Origin of the sequence: Specibacter cremeus, from assembly GCF_003946885.1 — a bacterium.
GTDB classification, from domain to species: domain Bacteria; phylum Actinomycetota; class Actinomycetes; order Actinomycetales; family Micrococcaceae; genus Specibacter; species Specibacter cremeus.
The window spans coordinates 1-17,936 of record NZ_RWKQ01000055.1; the positions used below are offsets into that span (position 1 = coordinate 1).

Annotated in this window: 18 protein-coding genes and 1 pseudogene; 8 read left to right on the forward strand and 11 right to left on the reverse strand. The window is 69.8% G+C overall.

Annotation, left to right across the window (positions count from 1 at the left end; translation table 11 throughout):
* Positions 1-91: 91 nt before the first annotated feature.
* Positions 92-370, forward strand: a pseudogene (locus EJC77_RS21220) (MarR family winged helix-turn-helix transcriptional regulator); the annotation flags it as partial.
* A gap of 345 nt (positions 371-715) precedes the next feature.
* On the opposite strand, the gene EJC77_RS21225 reads toward EJC77_RS21220, so the two are convergent.
* The 5 genes from EJC77_RS21225 to EJC77_RS17565 form a co-directional block, all read right to left on the reverse strand.
* A complete protein-coding gene (locus tag EJC77_RS21225) occupies positions 716-2,305 on the reverse strand; it encodes a hypothetical protein (protein ID WP_164520474.1) in 1,590 nt (529 codons plus the stop codon).
* Positions 2,302-3,225, reverse strand: coding sequence for an ABC transporter ATP-binding protein (locus tag EJC77_RS17545; protein WP_125615681.1), 924 nt, complete (start codon positions 3,223-3,225; stop codon positions 2,302-2,304). Before EJC77_RS17545 ends, EJC77_RS21225 begins: the two co-directional genes overlap by 4 nt.
* Complete coding sequence (locus EJC77_RS17550) at positions 3,222-4,085, reverse strand: MerR family transcriptional regulator (RefSeq protein ID WP_125615684.1); 864 nt, start codon at positions 4,083-4,085, stop codon at positions 3,222-3,224. The genes EJC77_RS17545 and EJC77_RS17550 overlap by 4 nt, the downstream gene beginning before the upstream one ends.
* 353 nt (positions 4,086-4,438) lie before the next feature.
* Positions 4,439-4,861, reverse strand: coding sequence for a VOC family protein (locus tag EJC77_RS17560; protein ID WP_125615687.1), 423 nt, complete (start codon positions 4,859-4,861; stop codon positions 4,439-4,441).
* A 110-nt stretch (positions 4,862-4,971) separates the two neighbouring features.
* The gene (locus EJC77_RS17565; RefSeq protein ID WP_125615690.1) at positions 4,972-5,469 is read right to left on the reverse strand and encodes a MarR family winged helix-turn-helix transcriptional regulator; all 498 of its coding nucleotides are present in this window, start codon (positions 5,467-5,469) and stop codon (positions 4,972-4,974) included.
* A 121-nt stretch (positions 5,470-5,590) separates the two neighbouring features.
* Here EJC77_RS17565 and EJC77_RS17570 point away from each other — a divergent pair, with 121 nt between their 5' ends.
* Complete coding sequence (locus EJC77_RS17570) at positions 5,591-6,220, forward strand: NADPH-dependent F420 reductase (protein WP_125615693.1); 630 nt, start codon at positions 5,591-5,593, stop codon at positions 6,218-6,220.
* An 84-nt stretch (positions 6,221-6,304) separates the two neighbouring features.
* Here EJC77_RS17570 and EJC77_RS17575 read toward each other — a convergent pair whose 3' ends face one another.
* Positions 6,305-7,318 carry a glutathione S-transferase family protein gene (locus EJC77_RS17575; RefSeq protein WP_125615696.1) on the reverse strand — a complete coding sequence of 338 codons (1,014 nt, stop codon included), beginning with the start codon at positions 7,316-7,318 and terminating at the stop codon, positions 6,305-6,307.
* A gap of 133 nt (positions 7,319-7,451) precedes the next feature.
* On the opposite strand from EJC77_RS17575, the gene EJC77_RS17580 reads away from it, so the two are divergent.
* The 4 genes from EJC77_RS17580 to EJC77_RS17595 are packed head-to-tail and all read left to right on the forward strand — an operon-like array spanning position 7,452 to position 10,913.
* Positions 7,452-8,555: an ABC transporter ATP-binding protein gene (locus EJC77_RS17580; RefSeq protein WP_125615699.1), complete on the forward strand. Its 1,104-nt coding sequence runs from the start codon at positions 7,452-7,454 to the stop codon at positions 8,553-8,555.
* The gene (locus EJC77_RS17585; protein ID WP_125615702.1) at positions 8,552-9,217 is read left to right on the forward strand and encodes an ABC transporter permease; all 666 of its coding nucleotides are present in this window, start codon (positions 8,552-8,554) and stop codon (positions 9,215-9,217) included. Before EJC77_RS17580 ends, EJC77_RS17585 begins: the two co-directional genes overlap by 4 nt.
* Entirely contained in the window at positions 9,214-9,978 is a 765-nt protein-coding gene (locus EJC77_RS17590; RefSeq protein ID WP_276309091.1) for an ABC transporter permease, read from the forward strand. The genes EJC77_RS17585 and EJC77_RS17590 overlap by 4 nt, the downstream gene beginning before the upstream one ends.
* The gene (locus EJC77_RS17595; protein WP_125615705.1) at positions 9,975-10,913 is read left to right on the forward strand and encodes an ABC transporter substrate-binding protein; all 939 of its coding nucleotides are present in this window, start codon (positions 9,975-9,977) and stop codon (positions 10,911-10,913) included. Before EJC77_RS17590 ends, EJC77_RS17595 begins: the two co-directional genes overlap by 4 nt.
* Before the next feature lie 183 nt (positions 10,914-11,096).
* Here the strand turns inward: EJC77_RS17595 and EJC77_RS17600 are convergent, their stop codons facing one another.
* Together EJC77_RS17600 and EJC77_RS17605 are read right to left on the reverse strand one after the other, a co-directional pair.
* The gene (locus EJC77_RS17600) at positions 11,097-11,336 is read right to left on the reverse strand and encodes a GNAT family N-acetyltransferase (RefSeq protein ID WP_240630345.1); all 240 of its coding nucleotides are present in this window, start codon (positions 11,334-11,336) and stop codon (positions 11,097-11,099) included.
* Positions 11,323-12,471, reverse strand: coding sequence for a serine hydrolase domain-containing protein (locus EJC77_RS17605; protein ID WP_125615710.1), 1,149 nt, complete (start codon positions 12,469-12,471; stop codon positions 11,323-11,325). The genes EJC77_RS17600 and EJC77_RS17605 overlap by 14 nt, the downstream gene beginning before the upstream one ends.
* Positions 12,472-12,617: 146 nt before the next feature.
* Here EJC77_RS17605 and EJC77_RS17610 point away from each other — a divergent pair, with 146 nt between their 5' ends.
* A complete protein-coding gene (locus tag EJC77_RS17610; RefSeq protein WP_125615713.1) occupies positions 12,618-14,582 on the forward strand; it encodes an acyl-CoA dehydrogenase family protein in 1,965 nt (654 codons plus the stop codon).
* 301 nt (positions 14,583-14,883) lie between these two features.
* Positions 14,884-15,312, forward strand: a complete 429-nt coding sequence (locus EJC77_RS17615; RefSeq protein ID WP_125615716.1) for a hypothetical protein — start codon at positions 14,884-14,886, stop codon at positions 15,310-15,312.
* Positions 15,313-15,378: 66 nt separating this feature from the next.
* Here EJC77_RS17615 and EJC77_RS17620 read toward each other — a convergent pair whose 3' ends face one another.
* The 3 genes from EJC77_RS17620 to EJC77_RS17630 form a co-directional block, all read right to left on the reverse strand.
* Positions 15,379-15,804 (reverse strand): universal stress protein, encoded by a 426-nt coding sequence (locus tag EJC77_RS17620; RefSeq protein WP_125615719.1) that lies wholly within the window; start codon positions 15,802-15,804, stop codon positions 15,379-15,381.
* Between the two features lie 168 nt (positions 15,805-15,972).
* Positions 15,973-17,187, reverse strand: a complete 1,215-nt coding sequence (locus tag EJC77_RS17625) for a sensor histidine kinase (protein WP_125615721.1) — start codon at positions 17,185-17,187, stop codon at positions 15,973-15,975.
* Positions 17,184-17,834, reverse strand: a complete 651-nt coding sequence (locus tag EJC77_RS17630; RefSeq protein ID WP_125615724.1) for a response regulator transcription factor — start codon at positions 17,832-17,834, stop codon at positions 17,184-17,186. Before EJC77_RS17630 ends, EJC77_RS17625 begins: the two co-directional genes overlap by 4 nt.
* Positions 17,835-17,936: the final 102 nt, after the last annotated feature.

Sequence of the window (17,936 nt, forward strand, 5' to 3'; positions counted from 1 at the left end):
CCAGCGGGCCGCCCACGGCCCGGACGGGGTACGACAGCGAACCCCGCCCCTCCGAATTGCCCCTTGTTCAGCGCCCTCCTAGACTGGGAGCATGGCTTCCCCCCGCGATCCCGCCCCCGCCGACGGCGCCGTCTCCGACACGGCCGAACTGGGCGAGAAGTTCCATGCGGCGTTTCGCGGGCTGCGCCGGGCCTGGGCGGAGCAGCTGGCGCCCTGGGGCGCAACGCCCCATCAGTGGCGGGCGCTGGCGACGCTGGTGCGCGCCGGATCGCCGGACGGCCTGCGCCTGAAGGACCTGGCCGAGCGGTTGCGGATCGCCCCTCGCTCGGCCACGGAGGTCGTGGACCAGCTCGAGGAGAAGGGTGCGGTGCGCCGGGACCCGGACCCGACCGACCGGCGCGCCACGCTGGTGGTCGTCACGGAGGCCGGGCAGGAACTCCACGCGGCCGTGACGGCCGGCCGGCGCGACACGGCCAGCGCCTATTTCGCCCGGTTGGGCGACGCCGACCGTGCCGAACTGGCCCGCCTGCTGGACCTGCNGCTAGGGAGGCCCGGGTATGTGGTCGCAAAACAAATGCCCGGAGGTGGCTGGCGGCCCCGGACCTCGGCTGGGGGAATGGATTCCCCGCCCCCTCGCAGCCGCGGCCGGCATGCCTCGTTTGCCTGCAGGATTCGTCGGCAGCAGACAACCGCTCGGGTTCTAATGGCTGTGCGATCATCCCGAGGTGATGTCGCGGCGTCCCACCGCGGCGACGGCCAAGGCGACCGCGGCAACGCCGACGGCCGTAAACCATGCCGAGGCCGACCAAGTAGGCACGGCCGCGGCAAGGTCGGGGGCATGGCCGAAGACAGCGACACGCTCCGCCCATCCAGGGACTCGGAGGAGCTTGCCCAGCATCGCAACGGTCGCGCTCCCAACCAAGGGCACCCAGGCAACGGCATGCCAGCGGGGGGCAACCGCGACGACAAGAATGGCGATCCCGCCGAGGGCAAGGCAGGCGGGCCACTGGCCGAGGATGTAGCCAAACGCGCGGAGGTCTGCGTGATCTTCATGCAGCAAGAACGCGGCCACCCCCGCGGTGGCCAGGCCGGCGGTCGCGAGCAGGATGAGAGAACCGAGTGCGGTGACGGCTGCGGTGGCTGCGAGCACTGCCGAGCGCCGCTGCCCAGTGGTGAGGACGAGGGCCACAAGTCCGGCCCGTTCGTCCCGGGCGGCGTGGCCGACTGCGATGACGACGTAGCAGGCGACGGCGATCCCGACGATGAGGCCGACGAAGGTGAAGTAACTGACAACAGGAGAGGCCTGTCCAGTCATGCTCTGCATCATCTCGGTCGTGGCCCGGTCGTTGTTCATGACGGTGACGAGCCCGGAGCCCAGGCCTCCGAAGAGGGCTCCGAGCAGCCCCACGCCCACGGACCACGCGACGAGCTGGGCTCGGGAGAGCCTGGTTGCGAACCCGAAGGGAGTTCGGACTCGGACGCGTCGGGTGCTGCGTCCGCGTGTCCGCACGTAGCCGGCACCGAACTCACGATGGGCGCCGAGGAACCGTTCGACGGCGACGAGGACGGCGCAAACTCCAAGGAATGCCGCGGCCGCCAGCAGGTGGTCGCCGGCGTAGGGGGCGACGACGGTCTTCCACCCGAGAGGTGTGATCCAGTTCAGCCAGGGGTGGCCGCCCGTGTCCGCCAGGGCCCGGACAACGAAGCTGGTTCCGAGCATGGCCATCGCCAGCCACCGGGAAGTGATGGCCTCGGGCATGAGGTGCCCACAGATCAACGCGATGAGGCCCATGGCGAACGCGGCGACGCCAACGACAGCGCCAAAGGAGACGGCTCCGGCAGCCGTCAACTCGGCGACGTGTCCGACCTGCAGCGCGAGGACGAGTCCCACCAGGATGCCAAGCAGCCCAGAGGTAAGGGCGAGGACGATAACGACGGCCGTGTCGTAGCGGCCCGGGGCGACCCCGCAGGAGCGCACCAGCTCGAGTGTTCCGGCGTCTTCGGCGCCGCGAGAAACCCGGATTGCGAGGAGGAGCGCCATGAGGCAGCCGAGGATCATGACGTAGGCCCCGGTCTCCCAAGTCAGGAGCTGACCGAGGGTGCCCGGGGAGGGGATGGGTCCATAGAAGACATTTGTGGCCACGTTGGCGCGCATGGTCTCGATCAGGACCTGCCGCTGGGACAGTGCCGGGTAGGTGGCCTCGTAGGAAGGTGCCGTGAGCGCGACGAGGCCGGCGAGTGGGATGACCCAGGCGAGGATCCGGGCCCGCTGCTGACGCAGGAGGAACACGACGAGGGTGGTCATCGCGAACCCGCCTCGTAGTGGCGCAGGAAGAGGTCCTCCAGGCTGGCGGGCACGCACGTGATGTCCTGGGCATGGGCTCGGGCGAGAATGCCGAGAACCTCCGGGACTCTCGTGCGTGGAACGCTGAGCTCGATCCTCCCGTCGGTCCCCTCCGCCATGTCCAGGCCGATGCCGCTGAGCTCGGCGAGCGTCGGGCCCGTCTGGCCGCCGAGGCGGGCGGTGACCGCCGATGCTGCGAGATGCCGCATCCGGGAGAGCGGGCCGGACTCGATCAGCCGGCCGTCCTTGATGATCGTCACATCCCCGCACAACTGCTCCACTTCGGCGAGATCGTGGCTCGACAAGAGCGTGGTGCGGCCCTGTGCCGCGGCCTCGCGGACGCAATCAGCGAAGACCCGGACCATGAGCGGGTCGAGTCCGGCGGTCGGCTCGTCCAAGACCAGCAGTTCTGTCCGGGCGGCCAAGGCGGCCACGAGCATGACCTTCTGCCGGTTTCCCTTGGAGTAGGCCCGCACACGCTTGCTGGGGTCCAGTGCGAACCGCTCGACAAGGTCACGTTCGGCCGCTTCGTCGTATGCGCCGCGAAGCCGGGCCAGGACGTCCAGGACTTCCTGGCCCGTGAGGCTGCCCCAGAGCACGACGTCCCCCGGTAGATAGGACACCCTGCGGGTGACCTCGGCCGGGTGGGCGCCCGGGTCCAGGCCGAGGACGCGAACATCGCCCGCAGAGCGTGCGTAGAGCCCGAGGATGACCCGGATGGTCGTGGTCTTGCCCGCGCCGTTGGGGCCGAGAAAGCCGTGGACCGCACCCCGCTCCACGGCGAGGTCGAGCCCGTCAACGGCGCGGAACGAACCGAACGCCTTGACGAGCCCACGGCACTCGACCGGGTGCGTGGAAGCGCCCCCCTGGAGACCGGTCATGGTTTCACCCCCTGCTGGGCTGTCGGATTGACAGCGGCTCGGCTCCTGCCACCGGAGGGAAGGGCCGTATGCGCCCTGTTGGCACGGTCAACGATTGCTGCCAGGAAGCGCCTGTACACGGGCTCTGGGAAGATGAGCGAGACGAGTTCGTCGACGACCGGGGGCCTGTCCACGTCGAACTGGGCGATGACGTCCACCAGATCGGGGCCAGCGGAGCAGACGATCAGGTCAACGGTGCGCTCGGCCAGGGAGTCGACCGCCTCTTCGACATCGCCCGCCGGGAGTCCGGTCGTCCTCTCGCCCAAGTGCTGAAGCTCGCCGAAGATCACCAGAGCCTCGGCGATGGTCGCCTCGTCGAGGCTTGTGGCAAATGAGACCACAGCTTCAGGGAGCATCCCCCGGTAGGCTGCGATCTCCAGCAGGTCTCGTTCGCCGCGGATTCCCCGGCGGACAGCATCATCTCCGGCGCGGCTCTCAATCATGTCATAGAGCCGGACGAGAGGTGGCGGCAGGGGGGTGAGCGCGGCGCCGGACTCGACGATCCGCAGCAGTCGCTCTACGTGCTCGCGCTGGGCGGTCAGGTCGCCGATCCGTGCCGTGACTGCGTGCAGGGCCGCACGTAGGTCCGCGGCCGCGTTGACCGGGGTCCCGCGCCCTCCATCGATGAAGTCAGGCAGCCGGTCCAATGGGACGCCGCCGTCGGCGACCCATCGGATGTGCAGCATTCGGGCCACGTGCTCGAAACCGTAGTCGCGGAATCCGTGCGGCGACGGCGGGACGGGGAGCAGGCCGATTTGGTGGTAGTAACGGACCGTCCGGGGCGTCGTTCCGGTTAGCTCGGTCAACTGGCTGATGCGCATGAACCCATGGTGCGGCGTGACGTAACGTCACTGTCAAGCATGCGGGCAGAATCGATTCGGGAATCACGCCCACCGGTTCTTCTCCCCCGCCGACGGCACGGTATCCGACGCGGCCGAACTGGGCGAGAAGTTCCATGCGGCGTTTCGCGGGCTGCGCCGGGCCTGGGCGGAGCAGCTGGCACCGTGGGGCGCAACGCCCCATCAGTGGCGGGCGCTTGCGAGGCTGGTACGCGCGGGATCGCTGGGCGGGAACTCCACGCGGCCGTGACGGCCGGCGCGACACGGCCAGCGCCTATTTCGCCCGGTTGGGCGACGCCGACCGTGCCGAACTGGCCCGCCTGCTGGACCTGCNTTTAGGTGGCCGGGGCTCCGGCGATGTTGACCAGCCAGGAGATGCCGAATTGGTCCACGCACATGCCGAACGTGTCGCCCCACGCAGCCTTGTCCAACGGCATGGTGACCTGGCCGCCGGCCGAGATCTTGTCCCAGAATCCGCGCAGCTCGCCCTCGTCATCGCCACTGAGGGAAACGGAGAACGCGTTGACGCCGGGGGTGAACTCCATTGATTTGGGCGTGTCGGCGCCCATGAGGACCAGGCCGTTGGGCGAGGTGAGCATGCCATGCATGACCAGATCGGCTTCGGCCGGATCCTGGCTGGCATGGAAGTCGGCGAACGTGCTGACGGTCAGGTCCCCGCCGAACACGGACTTGTAGAACTCCATGGCCTGGCGGGCATTGCCGCGGAAGCTAAGGTACGGGTTGAGGATCGTGGGCATGGTGCCTCCCGAGTGTTGGGCAGGAATTGTGCGGATGTGCACGCGGTCATCGTAACCACGACCACGCGCCATCCACCAGCATTGATTTGGCAGGCCCGGTCAGGATGCGGTCAGGGTGCCGGATCGCGCAGGATCCAGTGCCCGGCGTCCATGCCGCGCATGAGCTTGCGGCCGATCCGCGCCAGGTCGGCGACATCCCGGGCGTCGAGTTGGTCGAACACGAGCGAGCGCACGGAGGCGACGTGCAGCGGGGCCAGCTCCTCGATCAGCGCCATGCCGGCGTCCGTCACGCTGGCGGCGGTGACGCGCGCGTCGGAGGCGTGGGTGTCCCGGGACACCAGCCCGCGCGCCTCCAGTTTCTTGGCCACGTGCGAGAGCCTTGAGAGCGACGCGCTGGTCCGGGCGGCCAGCTCGCTCATGGGCAGCGTGCGGTTGCCGGCCTCGGAGAGCATGGCCAGCACGTTGTAGTCGAACAGCGAGAGCTTCGCGGCCTTCTGCAGCGGCGCGTCCAGGGCCCCGGGCAGCAGCGTCGTGGTGGACAGCAGGGCCAACCAGGCGGCGCGCTCGTCCGCGCTCAGCCAGCGGGGCCCCGGAACCGAATCTCTCATGCGCACAATCCTTCCATGACGTCGCGCCAGAAATTACTTGACACTTCAACCAAAGTGGCGTAATTTAGTTGTAGCTTCAAGTAATGACTTCCAGCCGAACCCTTCGAAAGCAGGAACGCACATGAGCACCATCACCATCATTGGCAACGGAAACATGGCCCGCGGCATCGCCACCCGGGCGCTCGCGGCCGGCCGCACGGTCGAGATCCTCGGCCGGGATGCGGCCAACGCGCGGGCCCTGGCCGCCGACCTCGGCGCCACCTCCGGCACCACGGGGCAGGCCCCGGCCGGGGACATCGTCGTGCTGGCCCTCCCGTTCGACGCCGCCAAGTCGGTTGTCACGGGTTATGGGCAGGCCCTGGCCGGCAAGACGGTCGTCGACATCACGAACCCGGTGAACTTCGAGACGTTCGACTCCCTGGTCGTGGCACCCGGCTCCTCCGCCGCCGAGGAGATCGCCGCGCTGACCCCGGCGTCCGTCGTCAAGGCGTTCAACACCACGTTCGCCGGCACCCTGGTCGCAGGTGAGACCGGCGGCCAACCGCTGGACGTGTTCATCGCCGGTGACGACGCCGACGCCACCGCCGCGGTCGCCTCGCTGGTGTCCGACGGTGGCATGCGTCCCCTCGCCGTCGGCGCGCTCAAGCGATCGCGCGAGCTCGAGGGCTTCCAGTTCCTGGTCATGACCCTGCAGGCGAACCCGGCGTTCGAGACGTTCAACTGGAACACCGGCCTGAAGATCATCGACTGACCCGGTCCCCATCCCAACTGAGGCGCGGAAAGTGCACGGAATTCCCAGATTCCGTGCACTTTCCGCGCCTCAGTTGCCGGACTGTCAGGCGTCGACCGGCCGGGTCGGGGCCCAGCCGGCGCCGAACGGCCGTCCACCCAGCTTTTCGCGGCCATGCGGCGTCAACCACCCGGACGGATCGGGGCCCTTGGGCACCACCTTCGTCGGGTTGATGTCGGTGTGCACCATGTAGTAGTGCGCCTTGATCTGGTCGAAGTTGACGGTGTCGCCGAAGCCGGGCGTCTGGAACAGGTCCCGCGCGTACGCCCACAGCACGGGCATCTCGGTCAGCTTCTGCCGGTTGCACTTGAAGTGGCCGTGGTAGACGGCGTCGAAGCGCACCAGCGTGGTGAACAGCCGCACGTCCGCCTCGGTGATGGTGTCCCCGACAAGGAACCGCTGCCCGGCCAGCCGCTCCTCCAGCCAGTCCAGGGCCGTGAACAGCCGGTCGTAGGCGGCGTCGTAGCCCTCCTGGCTGCCGGCGAAGCCGCAGCGGTACACGCCGTTGTTGACCTCCGTGTACACGCGTTGGGCGACGGTGTCGATCTCGGCCTGCAGGTCCTCCGGGTACAGCGCCGGGGCACCGTCCCGGTGGAAGTCAACCCATTCGGAGGAGAAGTCGAGTGTTATCTGCGGGAAGTTGTTCGTCACCACGGCCCCGGTCGGGACGTCCACGATGGCCGGGACCGTGATGCCGCGCGGGTAGTCCGGCGTGCGCCGGAAGTACGCTTGCTGCAGCCGCTCGATGCCGAGCACCGGATCCACGCCGCCCGGGTCCAGGTCGAACGTCCAGGACCGCGCATCGTGGGTGGGCCCGCACACGCCGATCGAGATGGCATCCTCCAGCCCCAGCAGCCGGCGCACGATCGTCGACCGGTGCGCCCAAGGGCACGCGCGGGCCACGACCAGCCGGTACCGGCCCGCCTCGACGGGGTAGCCGTCCACCGCATCCCGGGTGATGCGGGTTTCAATGTACGTCGTGTCGCGGGTGTACTCCCCGCCGGTCACATAGGCGCCCTCTGTGCTGACTTCGGCGGCCGCGCCAGTATTCTGTTCCATGAGCCCAACGTAGGCCCCGGGACTCCATCTGTCACAGTTGGGGGCGCCGACATGCGCACGCTTTACAGCCAAAAAAGCCGGTGCCTATGATCGAACCAATGAGCTGAAAGCCAGCCACCAGGGAGGAACCCGCATGGTTGTCCCCCACGCTGCCACCGCCTCCACCCCCCTCGCCACGACGCCCGCCGCCGGGTCGGTAATCGAATTCCGCAACGTGACGAAGACCTACCAGCCCGGCCGGCCCGCCGTCGACAATCTCACCCTGACCATCGACGGCGGGGCCATCACCGTGTTCGTCGGCCCGTCCGGCTGCGGCAAGACGACGTCGCTGCGCATGATCAACCGGATGGTCGAGCCGTCCGCCGGCACCATCACGGTGGACGGCCGGGACGTGTCCACCGGCCCCGCCCCGGCGCTGCGCCGTTCCATGGGCTACGTCATGCAGTCAGCCGGGCTGCTGCCCCACCGCACCGTGACAGACAACGTCACCACGGTGCTGCGGCTCAACCGGGTCCCGCGCGCGCAGGCACGTCGTCGCGCGGCCGAGCTGCTGGACACGGTCGGCTTGTCGTCCGAGCTGGGCCGGCGGTACCCCAACCAGCTCTCCGGCGGGCAGCAGCAGCGCGTGGGCGTGGCCCGGGCCCTGGCCGCGGACCCGCCCGTGCTGCTCATGGACGAGCCGTTCAGCGCCGTCGACCCCGTGGTCCGCGCCGAGCTGCAGCAGGAGCTGTTGCGGCTCCAGCGCGACCTGGCCAAGACCATCGTGTTCGTCACGCACGACATCGACGAGGCCACGCTGCTCGGCGACAAGGTGGCCGTGTTCGCCACGGGCGGCCGGGTGGCCCAGTACGCCGCCCCCGAGGAGATCCTGCGCGCCCCCGCGGACGACTTCGTGGCCGGTTTCGTGGGCCGGGACCGCGGCTTCCGCCACCTCTCGTTCAGCCCGGGCACGGACGTGCCGCTGCACCCGGTGCCGCACGGCGCCGGCTGGGAGTTGGTGTTGGACGACGACGGCGGGCCGGCCGGGTGGCGCCGGGACGGTGCCGCCGTGGTGCCCGGCGGGTCGCTGTTCCGTCTCGGCGACTCGCTGCGGCGCGCGCTGGACGCGGCGCTGTCGTCGCCGTCGGGCCTGGGCGTGGCCGTGGACGACGACGGTCGGGTCGCCGGCGTGGTGAAGGGCACCGAGGTGCTGGCCGCCATCGACGCCGCACGGCGGGCGCGCGAGGGCGGCCCATGACCTGGTTGTTCGGGAACCTCCCCCAGGTGCTCTCGCTGGCCGGCAGCCACCTGGTCCAGGCCGTCATCCCGCTGGTGCTGGCCGTGGTCATCTCCGTCCCGCTGGCCCAAATCGCGCGCCACAACAAGACGCTGGCCGCGACGTTCCTGTCAGTCGGCTCGGTACTGTACACGGTGCCTTCGCTGGCCCTGTTCGTGATCCTGCCGGTGGTCCTGGGCACCCGAATCCTGGACTTCACGAATGTGATCGTGGCCCTGACCATCTACGCCGTGGCGCTGCTGGTGCGCTCCACCCTGGATGCGCTCAACTCGGTGGATGACGGCATCCGGCAGGCCGCCGTGGCCATGGGGTTCCGGCCGCTGCACCGCTTCCTCGCTGTGGACCTGCCGTTGTCGCTGCCGGTGCTGTTCGCCGGGCTGCGCGTCATCTCGGTCAGCAACATCTCCCTGGTGACCGTGGGTGCGCTGCTGGGCATCCCCAGCCTGGGCTTCTTCTTCACCGACGGGCTGCAACGCAACTTCCCCACCGAGATCATCGTGGGGATCGTCGGCACGCTCATCCTGGCCGTGCTCATGGACGGCGTGCTGGTGCTCTTGCAGCGGCTGCTGACGCCGTGGCTGCGCACGCCCCGCGCGCCGGCCGCCGAGGTGGTGCGCGCATGATCGGAATGACCCGCTACGATTCGGCGAACCCGTTGACGCAGGGCGTCGAGTGGCTCCGCGACCCGGCCAACTGGCAGGGCGACTATGGCATCCCCAACCGCGTGGTGGAGCACCTGGCGTATTCGGGGCTGACGCTGCTGATCGCCGTCGCCATCGCCGTCCCGGTGGGACTGTTCGTGGGGCACACCGGCCGGGGACGCGTCGTCGTCGTTTCCCTGGCGGGGCTGCTGCGTGCCTTGCCTACGCTGGGCGTGATGACGCTGTTCGCGCTGCTTGCCACCAGCACGCTCTCGCTCATGCCGCCGATCTGGGCGCTGGTGCTGCTGGCCGTGCCGCCGCTGATGACCGGAACGTATGCGGGCATCGCCGCGGTGGACCCGGAAACCGTCGACGCGGCCCGCGGGGTGGGGATGACCGAATGGCAGGTGCTGTTCCGGGTGGAGGTGCCCAACGCCCTGGCCGTCATGCTGGGCGGGTTCCGGTCGGCGGTGCTGCAGGTGGTGGCGACCGTGGCCGTCGTCGCGTACCTTGGGCTGGGAGGGCTGGGGCGGTTCATCATCGACGGCCTGTCGGTGCAGGATTACGGGCAGGTGCTCGGCGGCGCCGTGGTCATCGCCGCGGTGGCGCTCGTGGTGGACGGCGTCCTGGCGCTGGCCCAGCGGCGAGCCATCTCGCCCGGTTTGCAGCAACTCCGGCACCCGCCGGCAGGGAACGCGGCCCGTGAAGACCTCACGGCCGGCGCACGAGGAGGAACACCATGAAGCTCGTATCACGCCATCTCGCGGCCCGGCCGCTGGCACTTGCGGCCGTGGGGGTCGCCGCCGCCCTGGCGCTGGCAGGGTGCGGCGGCAGCCCGCTGGCCACCCAGACGACGACGGGCGGGTCCGGTTCCGTCGTGGTGGGCTCGGCGAACTTCCCGGAGAGCGCGGCCATCGCCGAGATTTACGCCGGCGCCCTGACCGCGGCCGGGGTGACGGCCTCGACGAAACTGAACATCGGCGCCCGGGAGGTGTACGTCAAGGCCGTCGAGGACGGTTCGATCGACGTGGTGCCGGACTACAGCGGCAACCTGCTCGGCTACCTGGACCCGGCCACGACGGCCACGGACGCCGCCTCGGTGCTGGCCGACCTGCCGGGCAAGATGCCGGCCGGGCTCGGCGTGCTCGACGCGGCCCAGGCCGAGGACAAGGACGCCATGGTGGTCACCCAGGCCACGGCCGACAAGTACTCGCTGAAGTCGATCGCGGACCTGGCCAAGGTATGCGACAAGCTGACGCTTGGCGCGCCGCCCGAATTCCGCACCCGGACCTACGGCCTGCCGGGGCTCAAGGCCAAGTACGGCTGCGTGCCGGCGAAGTTCACGCCCATCGGCGACACGAGCGGGCCGTTGACCGTCAAGGCCCTGGTGAACAACGAGATCCAGGTGGCCGACATCTTCACCACCACGCCGGCCATCGCGGACAACCACCTGGTGGTGCTCACCGACCCGAAGGACAACTGGCTGGCCCAGCAGGTCCTGCCGCTGGTGAAGACCGCACGCGTCAGCGACGCCGCCAAGACAGCGCTGGACAATGTGTCCAAGCTGCTGACCACCGCGGATCTGATCGCCCTCAACCAGGAGATGGGCGGCAGCGCCAAGACCAGCCCGAAGGACGCCGCCGCCAAGTGGCTCAAGGACAAGGGGATCGTGAAGTAGGCGCGTTCCCGGCGACTGCTCCGCGGGCGAAACTGCCACCGCTTCCGCTTTCTGCCCCCGGTAGACCGGTGGCAGAAAGCGTTAACGGGCGCAGGTCTCGACAAGCTCGACCACCGGTGGTCGAGCCTGTCGAGACCCGCCTTGCCGGGACCCGGGATTTCGGCGGGCTCAATCCCCGGGCGGTCAGTCCGCGGCGAGCGTGAAGCCGGTGCGCGGCATACGGGTCTGGCCGGCGACGGCGTCGGCCAGGAACGCTTGCGTGTCGGCGACCGTGTTCGGGCCCCAGCTGGCGAAGCGCGTCACCTCCGGGTCGGACGCATACGCGTGGACCGCGGGCGCGTCCTCCAGCGTGAACTCCCGGAACACCAACCGCGGGCCGCGGATCACGGGCCCGCCCGGCCGGACCGGTTCAGCGGTTGGCAAGGATCGCCTTCCGGACGGCGGCACTGAGCTGCATGCCGCGGCCGCCGGTGCCGCCGTCCTCCACCCAGGCCGGCACATAGCCGAAACCGATCCCGTACGCCGGGTCCGCATAGCCGAGGGCCCCGTTGGCGCCGTCGTGCCCGAACGCGGCCGCGCTGCCGAAGTCCATGAGGGGGTGCGACTTCATGAACACCACCGCAAACGCGCCTGTCTCGCCGGAGACGCGGTTCAACCCCCACACCTGCTCCTGTGCCATGGCCGCGAGGGTGTCCGGCCGCCAGAACGGGTCGAGCCCGTCCACGCCGGTGGACGCGGCCGCGTACACGCGGGCCAACCCGTTCGCCGAGCCCACACCGGCGCCGCTGCAGCTGCCGCCGGCCCGGATGCTGCGCCGGTTGGGCAGGTCGAGGAGGTTCCCACCGGCCACGTTTGCCGCGATCCCGCCGAGCGACGCCGGGTCGACGAATGGCGCGTCCGGCATGTCGGCGTAGCGGACGGGGCGGAAGCGCGGCTCCTCGGGTTCGGGCAGGCCCAGGAACATGTCAACGGCGTACGGGTCGCGGATCCGCGAGTTGTAGATCTCCTGCAGCGTGACCCCGGTGACGCGCCGGCACAGTTCCTCCACGAACACGCCCATGGTCAGCGCGTGGTAGCCGAACGTGCCGGCGTCGAGCCGCCACATCGGTGTGGCATCGGCCAGCCGCCGCGCGACCGCGGCCAGGTCGTTGTAGTCCTCCGTGTCGATGCCGCCCGGGAAGCCGACCAGCCCGCCCTGGTGCGAGAGCAGGCGGCGGACCGTGAGCACGTCCTTGCCGTGCCGGCCGAATTCCGGCCAGTACCGGGCCACGGCCGCGTCCAGGTCGATGAGCCCGTCCTGCACGAGCAACCCGAACGCGAGCGCCGAGACACCCTTCGAACAGGAGAACACGCCCGTCACCGAATCGGCCGCCACGTCGGGGCCACCGTTCAGGTCGATGACCTTGGTGCCGTCCAGGTAGACGGCGAGCTGCGCGCTGTAGCCGGGGTCGGCGTCGAGCATGGAGTCAAAGAGCTCCCGCACTGGTTCGAAAGGGGCGGCTGCCAGGCCCGTGGAAACGCGCGTGGAAACTGGACCGGATGTGGTGTCGATTGCCATGGCACCACAATAGGCCAGCGACCCGCACGGGGCCCGCCGCATGCCCGGACACTAGCCGCGCCGCCTACCGGCGAGTAGCATCAGGGACACATATTGGGTTCGTCCATCTGGTCCGGCCCCTGCGCGCCGGCGGGAAAGGGGCCGTCATGAGCACGCAAGCGGAGAACACGACCACGGGCAGGCCGGTCACGGCCGAGGACGCCCGGAAGGTGGCCGAGGAGGCCCGCGAGACCACGTGGGAACGGCCCAGTTTCGCCAAGGGCCTGTACCTGGGCCACTTCGACGTGGACCTGATCCACCCCCACCCGCAGCCGGCGGACGAGGACGTGGCGCGCGGCGACGAGTTCCTGCTCAAGCTGGAGGCATATCTGCGCACCCTGGACTCGGGGCGCATCGAGCGGGACGCGCAGATCCCGGACGAGTACCTGGCCGGGCTCGCCGAGCTGGGCGTGTTCGGCATGAAGATCCCGCGCGACTATGGCGGGCTCGGGCTGAACCTGACGTACTACGGCCGGGCGCTGGAACTGCTGGGCACGGTGCACCCGTCGTTCGGCGCGCTCGTGTCCGCGCACCAGTCCATCGGCGTGCCGGAACCTGTGAAGGTGTTCGGCTCCGAGGAGCAAAAGCGGGAATACCTGCCCCGCTGCGCGGCCGGCGCCATCACGGCGTTCCTGCTCACCGAGCCGGACGTGGGCTCCGACCCGGCCCGGATGGCGTGCCAGGCCGTGCCGAGCGCCGACGGCTCCGAGTACGTGCTGGACGGCGTGAAGCTGTGGACCACGAACGGCGTCATCGCCGAACTCGTGGTGGTCATGGCCGTGGTCCCGGAACACGGCACGGACGCGAACGGCCGCAAGACCGGCGGCATCACGGCATTCGTCGTCGAGGCCGACTCTCCCGGCATCACGGTGGAGCACCGCAACAAGTTCATGGGCCTGCGCGGCATCGAGAACGGCGTGACCCGTTTCCACCAGGTCCGGGTGCCGGCCGCGAACCGGCTCGGCCGCGAAGGGCAGGGCCTGAAGATCGCCCTGACCACGCTGAACACCGGCCGGCTGTCCATCCCGGCCATGGCCGCCGGCGGCGGGAAGTGGACGCTGAAGATCGCCCGCGAATGGTCGAAGGCGCGGGTGCAGTGGGGGCACCCGGTCGGCGAGCACGAGGCCGTCGGCAAGAAGATCGCCTTCCTGGCCGCCACCACGTTCGCACTGGAGGCCGTGTTCGAGCTGTCCGCCGCGCTGGCCGACGCCGGCATGAAGGATGTGCGCATCGAGGCGGCGTTGGCGAAGCTGTGGTCCTCGGAGATGTCGTACCGGTGCGCCGACGAGCTGGTGCAGATCCGTGGCGGCCGCGGCTACGAGACGGCCGAGTCGCTGGCGGCCCGTGGCGAGCGTGCCGTCCCGGCGGAGCAGCTCATGCGGGACCTGCGCATCAACCGCATCTTCGAGGGCTCCACGGAGATCATGCACCTGCTGATCGCCCGCGAGGCCGTGGACGCGCACCTGGCCGCGGCCGGCGACCTGGCCTCGGCCACGGCGACGCTGCAGGAGAAGGGCAGGGCCGCCGTCGCGGCGAGCGGGTTCTACGCCAAGTGGCTGCCTCAGCTGGTCGTCGGCAAGGGTCTCGACCCGCGCTCCTACACCGAGTTCGGCCCGTTGGCCAAGCACCTGCGTTTCGTCGAGCGCGAGTCGCGCCGGCTGGCCCGGCAGACGTTCTACGGCATGGGCCGGTGGCAGGCAAAGCTCGAGTACAAGCAGGCCTTCCTGGCCCGCATCGTCGACATCGGCGCCGAGCTGTTCGCCATGGCGGCCTGCTGCAGCCGCGCGGAGATGCTTCGCCTGCAGAATACCGACCCTGCCCGCGGCCGGTCCGCGCAGGAGCTGGCGGACGCCTTCTGCGGCCAGTCGAGGCTGCGCATCGAGGCCCTGTTCAGCGACCTGTGGCATAACACGGACGACGCCGACAGGCGGCTTTCGCAGACCGTGCTGGCCGGCGACCATGGCTGGCTTGAGGAAGGGATCATCGACGTCTCGGAGGGCACCGGGCCGTGGATCGCCGACACCACGGCCGGCCCCTCCGAGCACGAGAACCAGCACCGCCGCTACCGGTGATTGAGCCTGTCGAAATCCGGCGCCCGCGGGGCCTCGACAAGCTCGACCACCGGTGATTGAGCCTGTCCGCCACCGGTGATTGAGCCTGTCGAAATCCCGTGTGCCGCGCCCCGGCCACCTGTGCCCAAGCTCACCCGTCCGGGACGTGCATCGGCCCGGCGCACTTGAGATCATTTTGACACGCACACATCACAAGTTCATTGCGTTTGCGGCACCCCGCATGTTCCGCACCCGATGGTTCGGTGGCGCCCCGTAACGTCGGTGGTGGTGCATGGTCCGGAAGAGAACAGGGGAGCCCGCCGTGGGAAACGATGTCTTGGTCAACGAACTGCTGGTGTACGGCGGTGTGCTCCTGATTGCCTTCCTGATCTTCGCGATGATCCTCACCGCCTTTTTCGGCGTCGTGGCGGTGGTGGGCGCCGTGCGCGGGCTCATGCTGCTGGCCTCGCCGCTGACCGGACTTCTCGGTCAGGCCATGGCCGGGCGCAAGGCCGCGGACGCCAAGCCGCTCGTGCCCGCCGCGGTCCGCGAATCGCTGAACCACGGGCTCACCGCCGCCCGCGAACATGCCGGCAGTGCCGCCGTCGGACTCGCCGCGCACGCCACGAAGGCCGCCCGCGCCTCCAAGACGGCCGTGGCCGGCAAATTGGCCGAGCGGGCCGGGCACAAGCCGGGCGACAAGCAGGAGGACAAGCAGGGCGACGAGCACGAGGCCAGGAAGGCCGCCTGACCTACCCTTGACCAGTCACGACCCCGCCGATTCCGGCGGGGTCGCTTCGGTGGGAGGTGACGGGGCCTAGTCGGTCGTCTTGACGATGTGGACGTCGCACGGCGCGTTGTGCGCCACCGTGTTCGCGACCGAACCGAGGACACGGCCGATGCCCTGCATGCGCACGTTGCCGACCACGATCATCGTTGCCCCGACACGCTCGGCCTCCGCCATCAGCGCCTCGGCCGGCTTGCCCAAGACGGACGAGTACGTGGTCGCCACCCCGCTGTTGCCCAGTTCGACGGCCACGCGTTCGGCGACGCGGGCGGCCTCGTCGGCCGTGTTGAGGAACCATTCGTCGTTGCCGATCACCACCTTCTCGGTGCGGTCCTGGTCGTAGGCCGTGATGACGCTCAGCGTGGCGCCCAGCGCCTTGGCCAGGTCGGCGGCCGTATGGGCCGCTTTCAGCGACGTGGTGTTGCCGTCGACACCGACGATGATGATTCCAGCCATTTGCGCATCCTTATGTTGTGGTCGAATGTTGTGGTCGAGTCCAAGGCAACCGGCGCCGTTCATGGCGCGGGCCGCCTGCATGTCATTGCAACTATGTCATCTTGCCCGGCACGGGTTCCACCTCCGCGGCCCGCGGCGTGGCCCCTCGACGGGCGCGGGCCCGGCCGGTCAGGCCCCGCCCGGCAGCTCGACCGTCACGTCCAGGCCGCCGTCCGGGCGGGCCGCGGCGTGCAATCGCCCGGCGTGTGCGGCGACGATGGACCGCACGATCGCCAATCCCAGCCCCACCCCCGACGAATCGGCCACCCGGCCGGCGCCACGGTGAAACGGTTCGAGCAGTGCCGCCACCTCCCCGGGGGCAATTGCCGGGCCCCCATTGGACACCGTCACGAACGCGGTTTCGCCGCGGGTTCCGGTCCGGACCTGCAACCACCCGCCGGGAGCGTTGTGGATGACCGCGTTGGCCGCCAGGTTGGCGATCATGCGCTCGATCAACACGGTGTCGCCGACGGTGCCGGCGGTTCCCAGGTCAACATCCACGGCGAGCCGGGCGGCCTCGATCCACCCGGCCAGTTCGTCGAGGGCGTCCTCCGCCACGACTGCCAGGTCCACCGGTTCGCGGCCCATCTCGCCGGCGTCGCTGCGGGCCAGCGTCAACAGGGCCTCGATCAGGGACTCCGCGTGCGCGGCGGCCTGGCGAACTTCCGCGGCCATGGATTCCAGCTGGCCACGAGTCGGGTGCGGCTTCGCCAGGGTCACGTCGATGGCGGCGCGCATCACCGTCAACGGTGTCCGCAGCTCGTGCGACGCATCGGCGATGAAGCGGCGCTGGGCGGCGAAGGCGGCGTCCAGCCGGCCGAGCATAGAATCGAAGGTGTCCGCCAACTCGCGCAGTTCATCGTGCGGGCCGGCCAGGGCCACCCGCTGGCCCAGGTTCTGCTGCGACGCACGGCGTGCCGTCTCGGTGATGGCTCGCACGGGGCGGAGCACCCGGCCGGCCAGGAACCAGCCGAGAACCGCGGCGAGCACTGTCGTGAGTACCAGGGCCACCAACGAATATTGCAGCAACTGGTCCAGGGCACGGGCCCGTTGGTCAACGGTGCCCGCCGCCACGCCCTTCTGGTACGCCAACGTGCACTTGAGGATCAGGTTCTTGTCCGTGGCGTTGCGGCAGTCCGCGGCGAACGCGGCGGCCGTGCTGGGGACCGGCGCCGGCGGAGTGCTGGGCAGGTTCTGCGCGACCAGGGCATAAACGACGCCGACCAGCACCATGCCGCCCACGGCGAAGAGCAGCGTGTACAGGGCCGTGAGCCGGAGCCGGACCGTGCGCCGGTCCAGCAGGCGCGCCGCGGCCCGGCGCAACCGCCCGTTGCGCCCGCTCACAGCCGGTAACCGCTGCCCACGACGGTCTCGATCAGGGGCGGGTCACCGAGCTTGCGCCGCAGCCGCGCCAGGGTCACGGACACCGTGTTGCTGAAGGGGTCGGCATTGATGTCCCACACGGTCTCCAGCAACTGCTCCGCGCTCACCACCACCCCGTCGGCCGCCATGAGCGTCTCCAGGACGCCGAACTCCTTGCGCGTGAGCGCCAGCGGCCCGCCGTCACGCCACGCACGGCGACGGGCCCTGTCCACTTTCAGGCCGGCGCGTTCCAGTACCGGCGCACCCGACGGGGCGCGCCGGGCCAGGGCCCGCACCCGGGCCGCCAGCTCCGCGAAGTCGAACGGCTTCGCCAGGTAGTCATCGGCGCCGAGATCCAGGCCCTGGACACGATCGGCCACCTGGGCGGCCGCCGTCAACATCAGGATGCGTGCCGTGGACGTCCCGCCGGCCAGCGCCGTGCACACGTCGTCACCGTGGACGACGGGCAGGTCCCGGTCGAGGATGATCACGTCATACGGCGAGTAGGAGGCGACCTCGAGGGCCGCGCCCCCATCGAAGACCACGTCCACCGCCCACCCCTGATCGCGCAGGCCCTCGCCGATCCGTTCGGCCAGGGTCCGGTGATCTTCGACCACAAGGATCCGCATGCCTGTCATCCTGCCACCGCGGACATGACGCGAACATAACAAGTTCCTGTTGCGTTGTTGTCACCTCCCGCCGGGTAGAACGGACCGTACCTTCAACCTTTA

What these genes read in the sequence shown, in the direction of transcription:
- EJC77_RS17545 (WP_125615681.1), bottom strand. Translation starts at nt 3,225, where the DNA reads ATGACCGGTCTCCAGGGGGGCGCTTCCACGCACCCGGTCGAGTGCCGT.
- EJC77_RS21225 (WP_164520474.1), bottom strand. Translation starts at nt 2,305, where the DNA reads ATGACCACCCTCGTCGTGTTCCTCCTGCGTCAGCAGCGGGCCCGGATC.
- EJC77_RS17590 (WP_276309091.1), top strand. Translation starts at nt 9,214, where the DNA reads ATGATCGGAATGACCCGCTACGATTCGGCGAACCCGTTGACGCAGGGC.
- EJC77_RS17560 (WP_125615687.1), bottom strand. Translation starts at nt 4,861, where the DNA reads ATGCCCACGATCCTCAACCCGTACCTTAGCTTCCGCGGCAATGCCCGC.
- EJC77_RS17575 (WP_125615696.1), bottom strand. Translation starts at nt 7,318, where the DNA reads ATGGAACAGAATACTGGCGCGGCCGCCGAAGTCAGCACAGAGGGCGCC.
- EJC77_RS17630 (WP_125615724.1), bottom strand. Translation starts at nt 17,834, where the DNA reads ATGCGGATCCTTGTGGTCGAAGATCACCGGACCCTGGCCGAACGGATC.
- EJC77_RS17605 (WP_125615710.1), bottom strand. Translation starts at nt 12,471, where the DNA reads ATGGCAATCGACACCACATCCGGTCCAGTTTCCACGCGCGTTTCCACG.
- EJC77_RS17595 (WP_125615705.1), top strand. Translation starts at nt 9,975, where the DNA reads ATGAAGCTCGTATCACGCCATCTCGCGGCCCGGCCGCTGGCACTTGCG.
- EJC77_RS17620 (WP_125615719.1), bottom strand. Translation starts at nt 15,804, where the DNA reads ATGGCTGGAATCATCATCGTCGGTGTCGACGGCAACACCACGTCGCTG.
- EJC77_RS17565 (WP_125615690.1), bottom strand. Translation starts at nt 5,469, where the DNA reads ATGAGAGATTCGGTTCCGGGGCCCCGCTGGCTGAGCGCGGACGAGCGC.
- EJC77_RS17610 (WP_125615713.1), top strand. Translation starts at nt 12,618, where the DNA reads ATGAGCACGCAAGCGGAGAACACGACCACGGGCAGGCCGGTCACGGCC.
- EJC77_RS17550 (WP_125615684.1), bottom strand. Translation starts at nt 4,085, where the DNA reads ATGCGCATCAGCCAGTTGACCGAGCTAACCGGAACGACGCCCCGGACG.
- EJC77_RS17580 (WP_125615699.1), top strand. Translation starts at nt 7,452, where the DNA reads ATGGTTGTCCCCCACGCTGCCACCGCCTCCACCCCCCTCGCCACGACG.
- EJC77_RS17585 (WP_125615702.1), top strand. Translation starts at nt 8,552, where the DNA reads ATGACCTGGTTGTTCGGGAACCTCCCCCAGGTGCTCTCGCTGGCCGGC.
- EJC77_RS17570 (WP_125615693.1), top strand. Translation starts at nt 5,591, where the DNA reads ATGAGCACCATCACCATCATTGGCAACGGAAACATGGCCCGCGGCATC.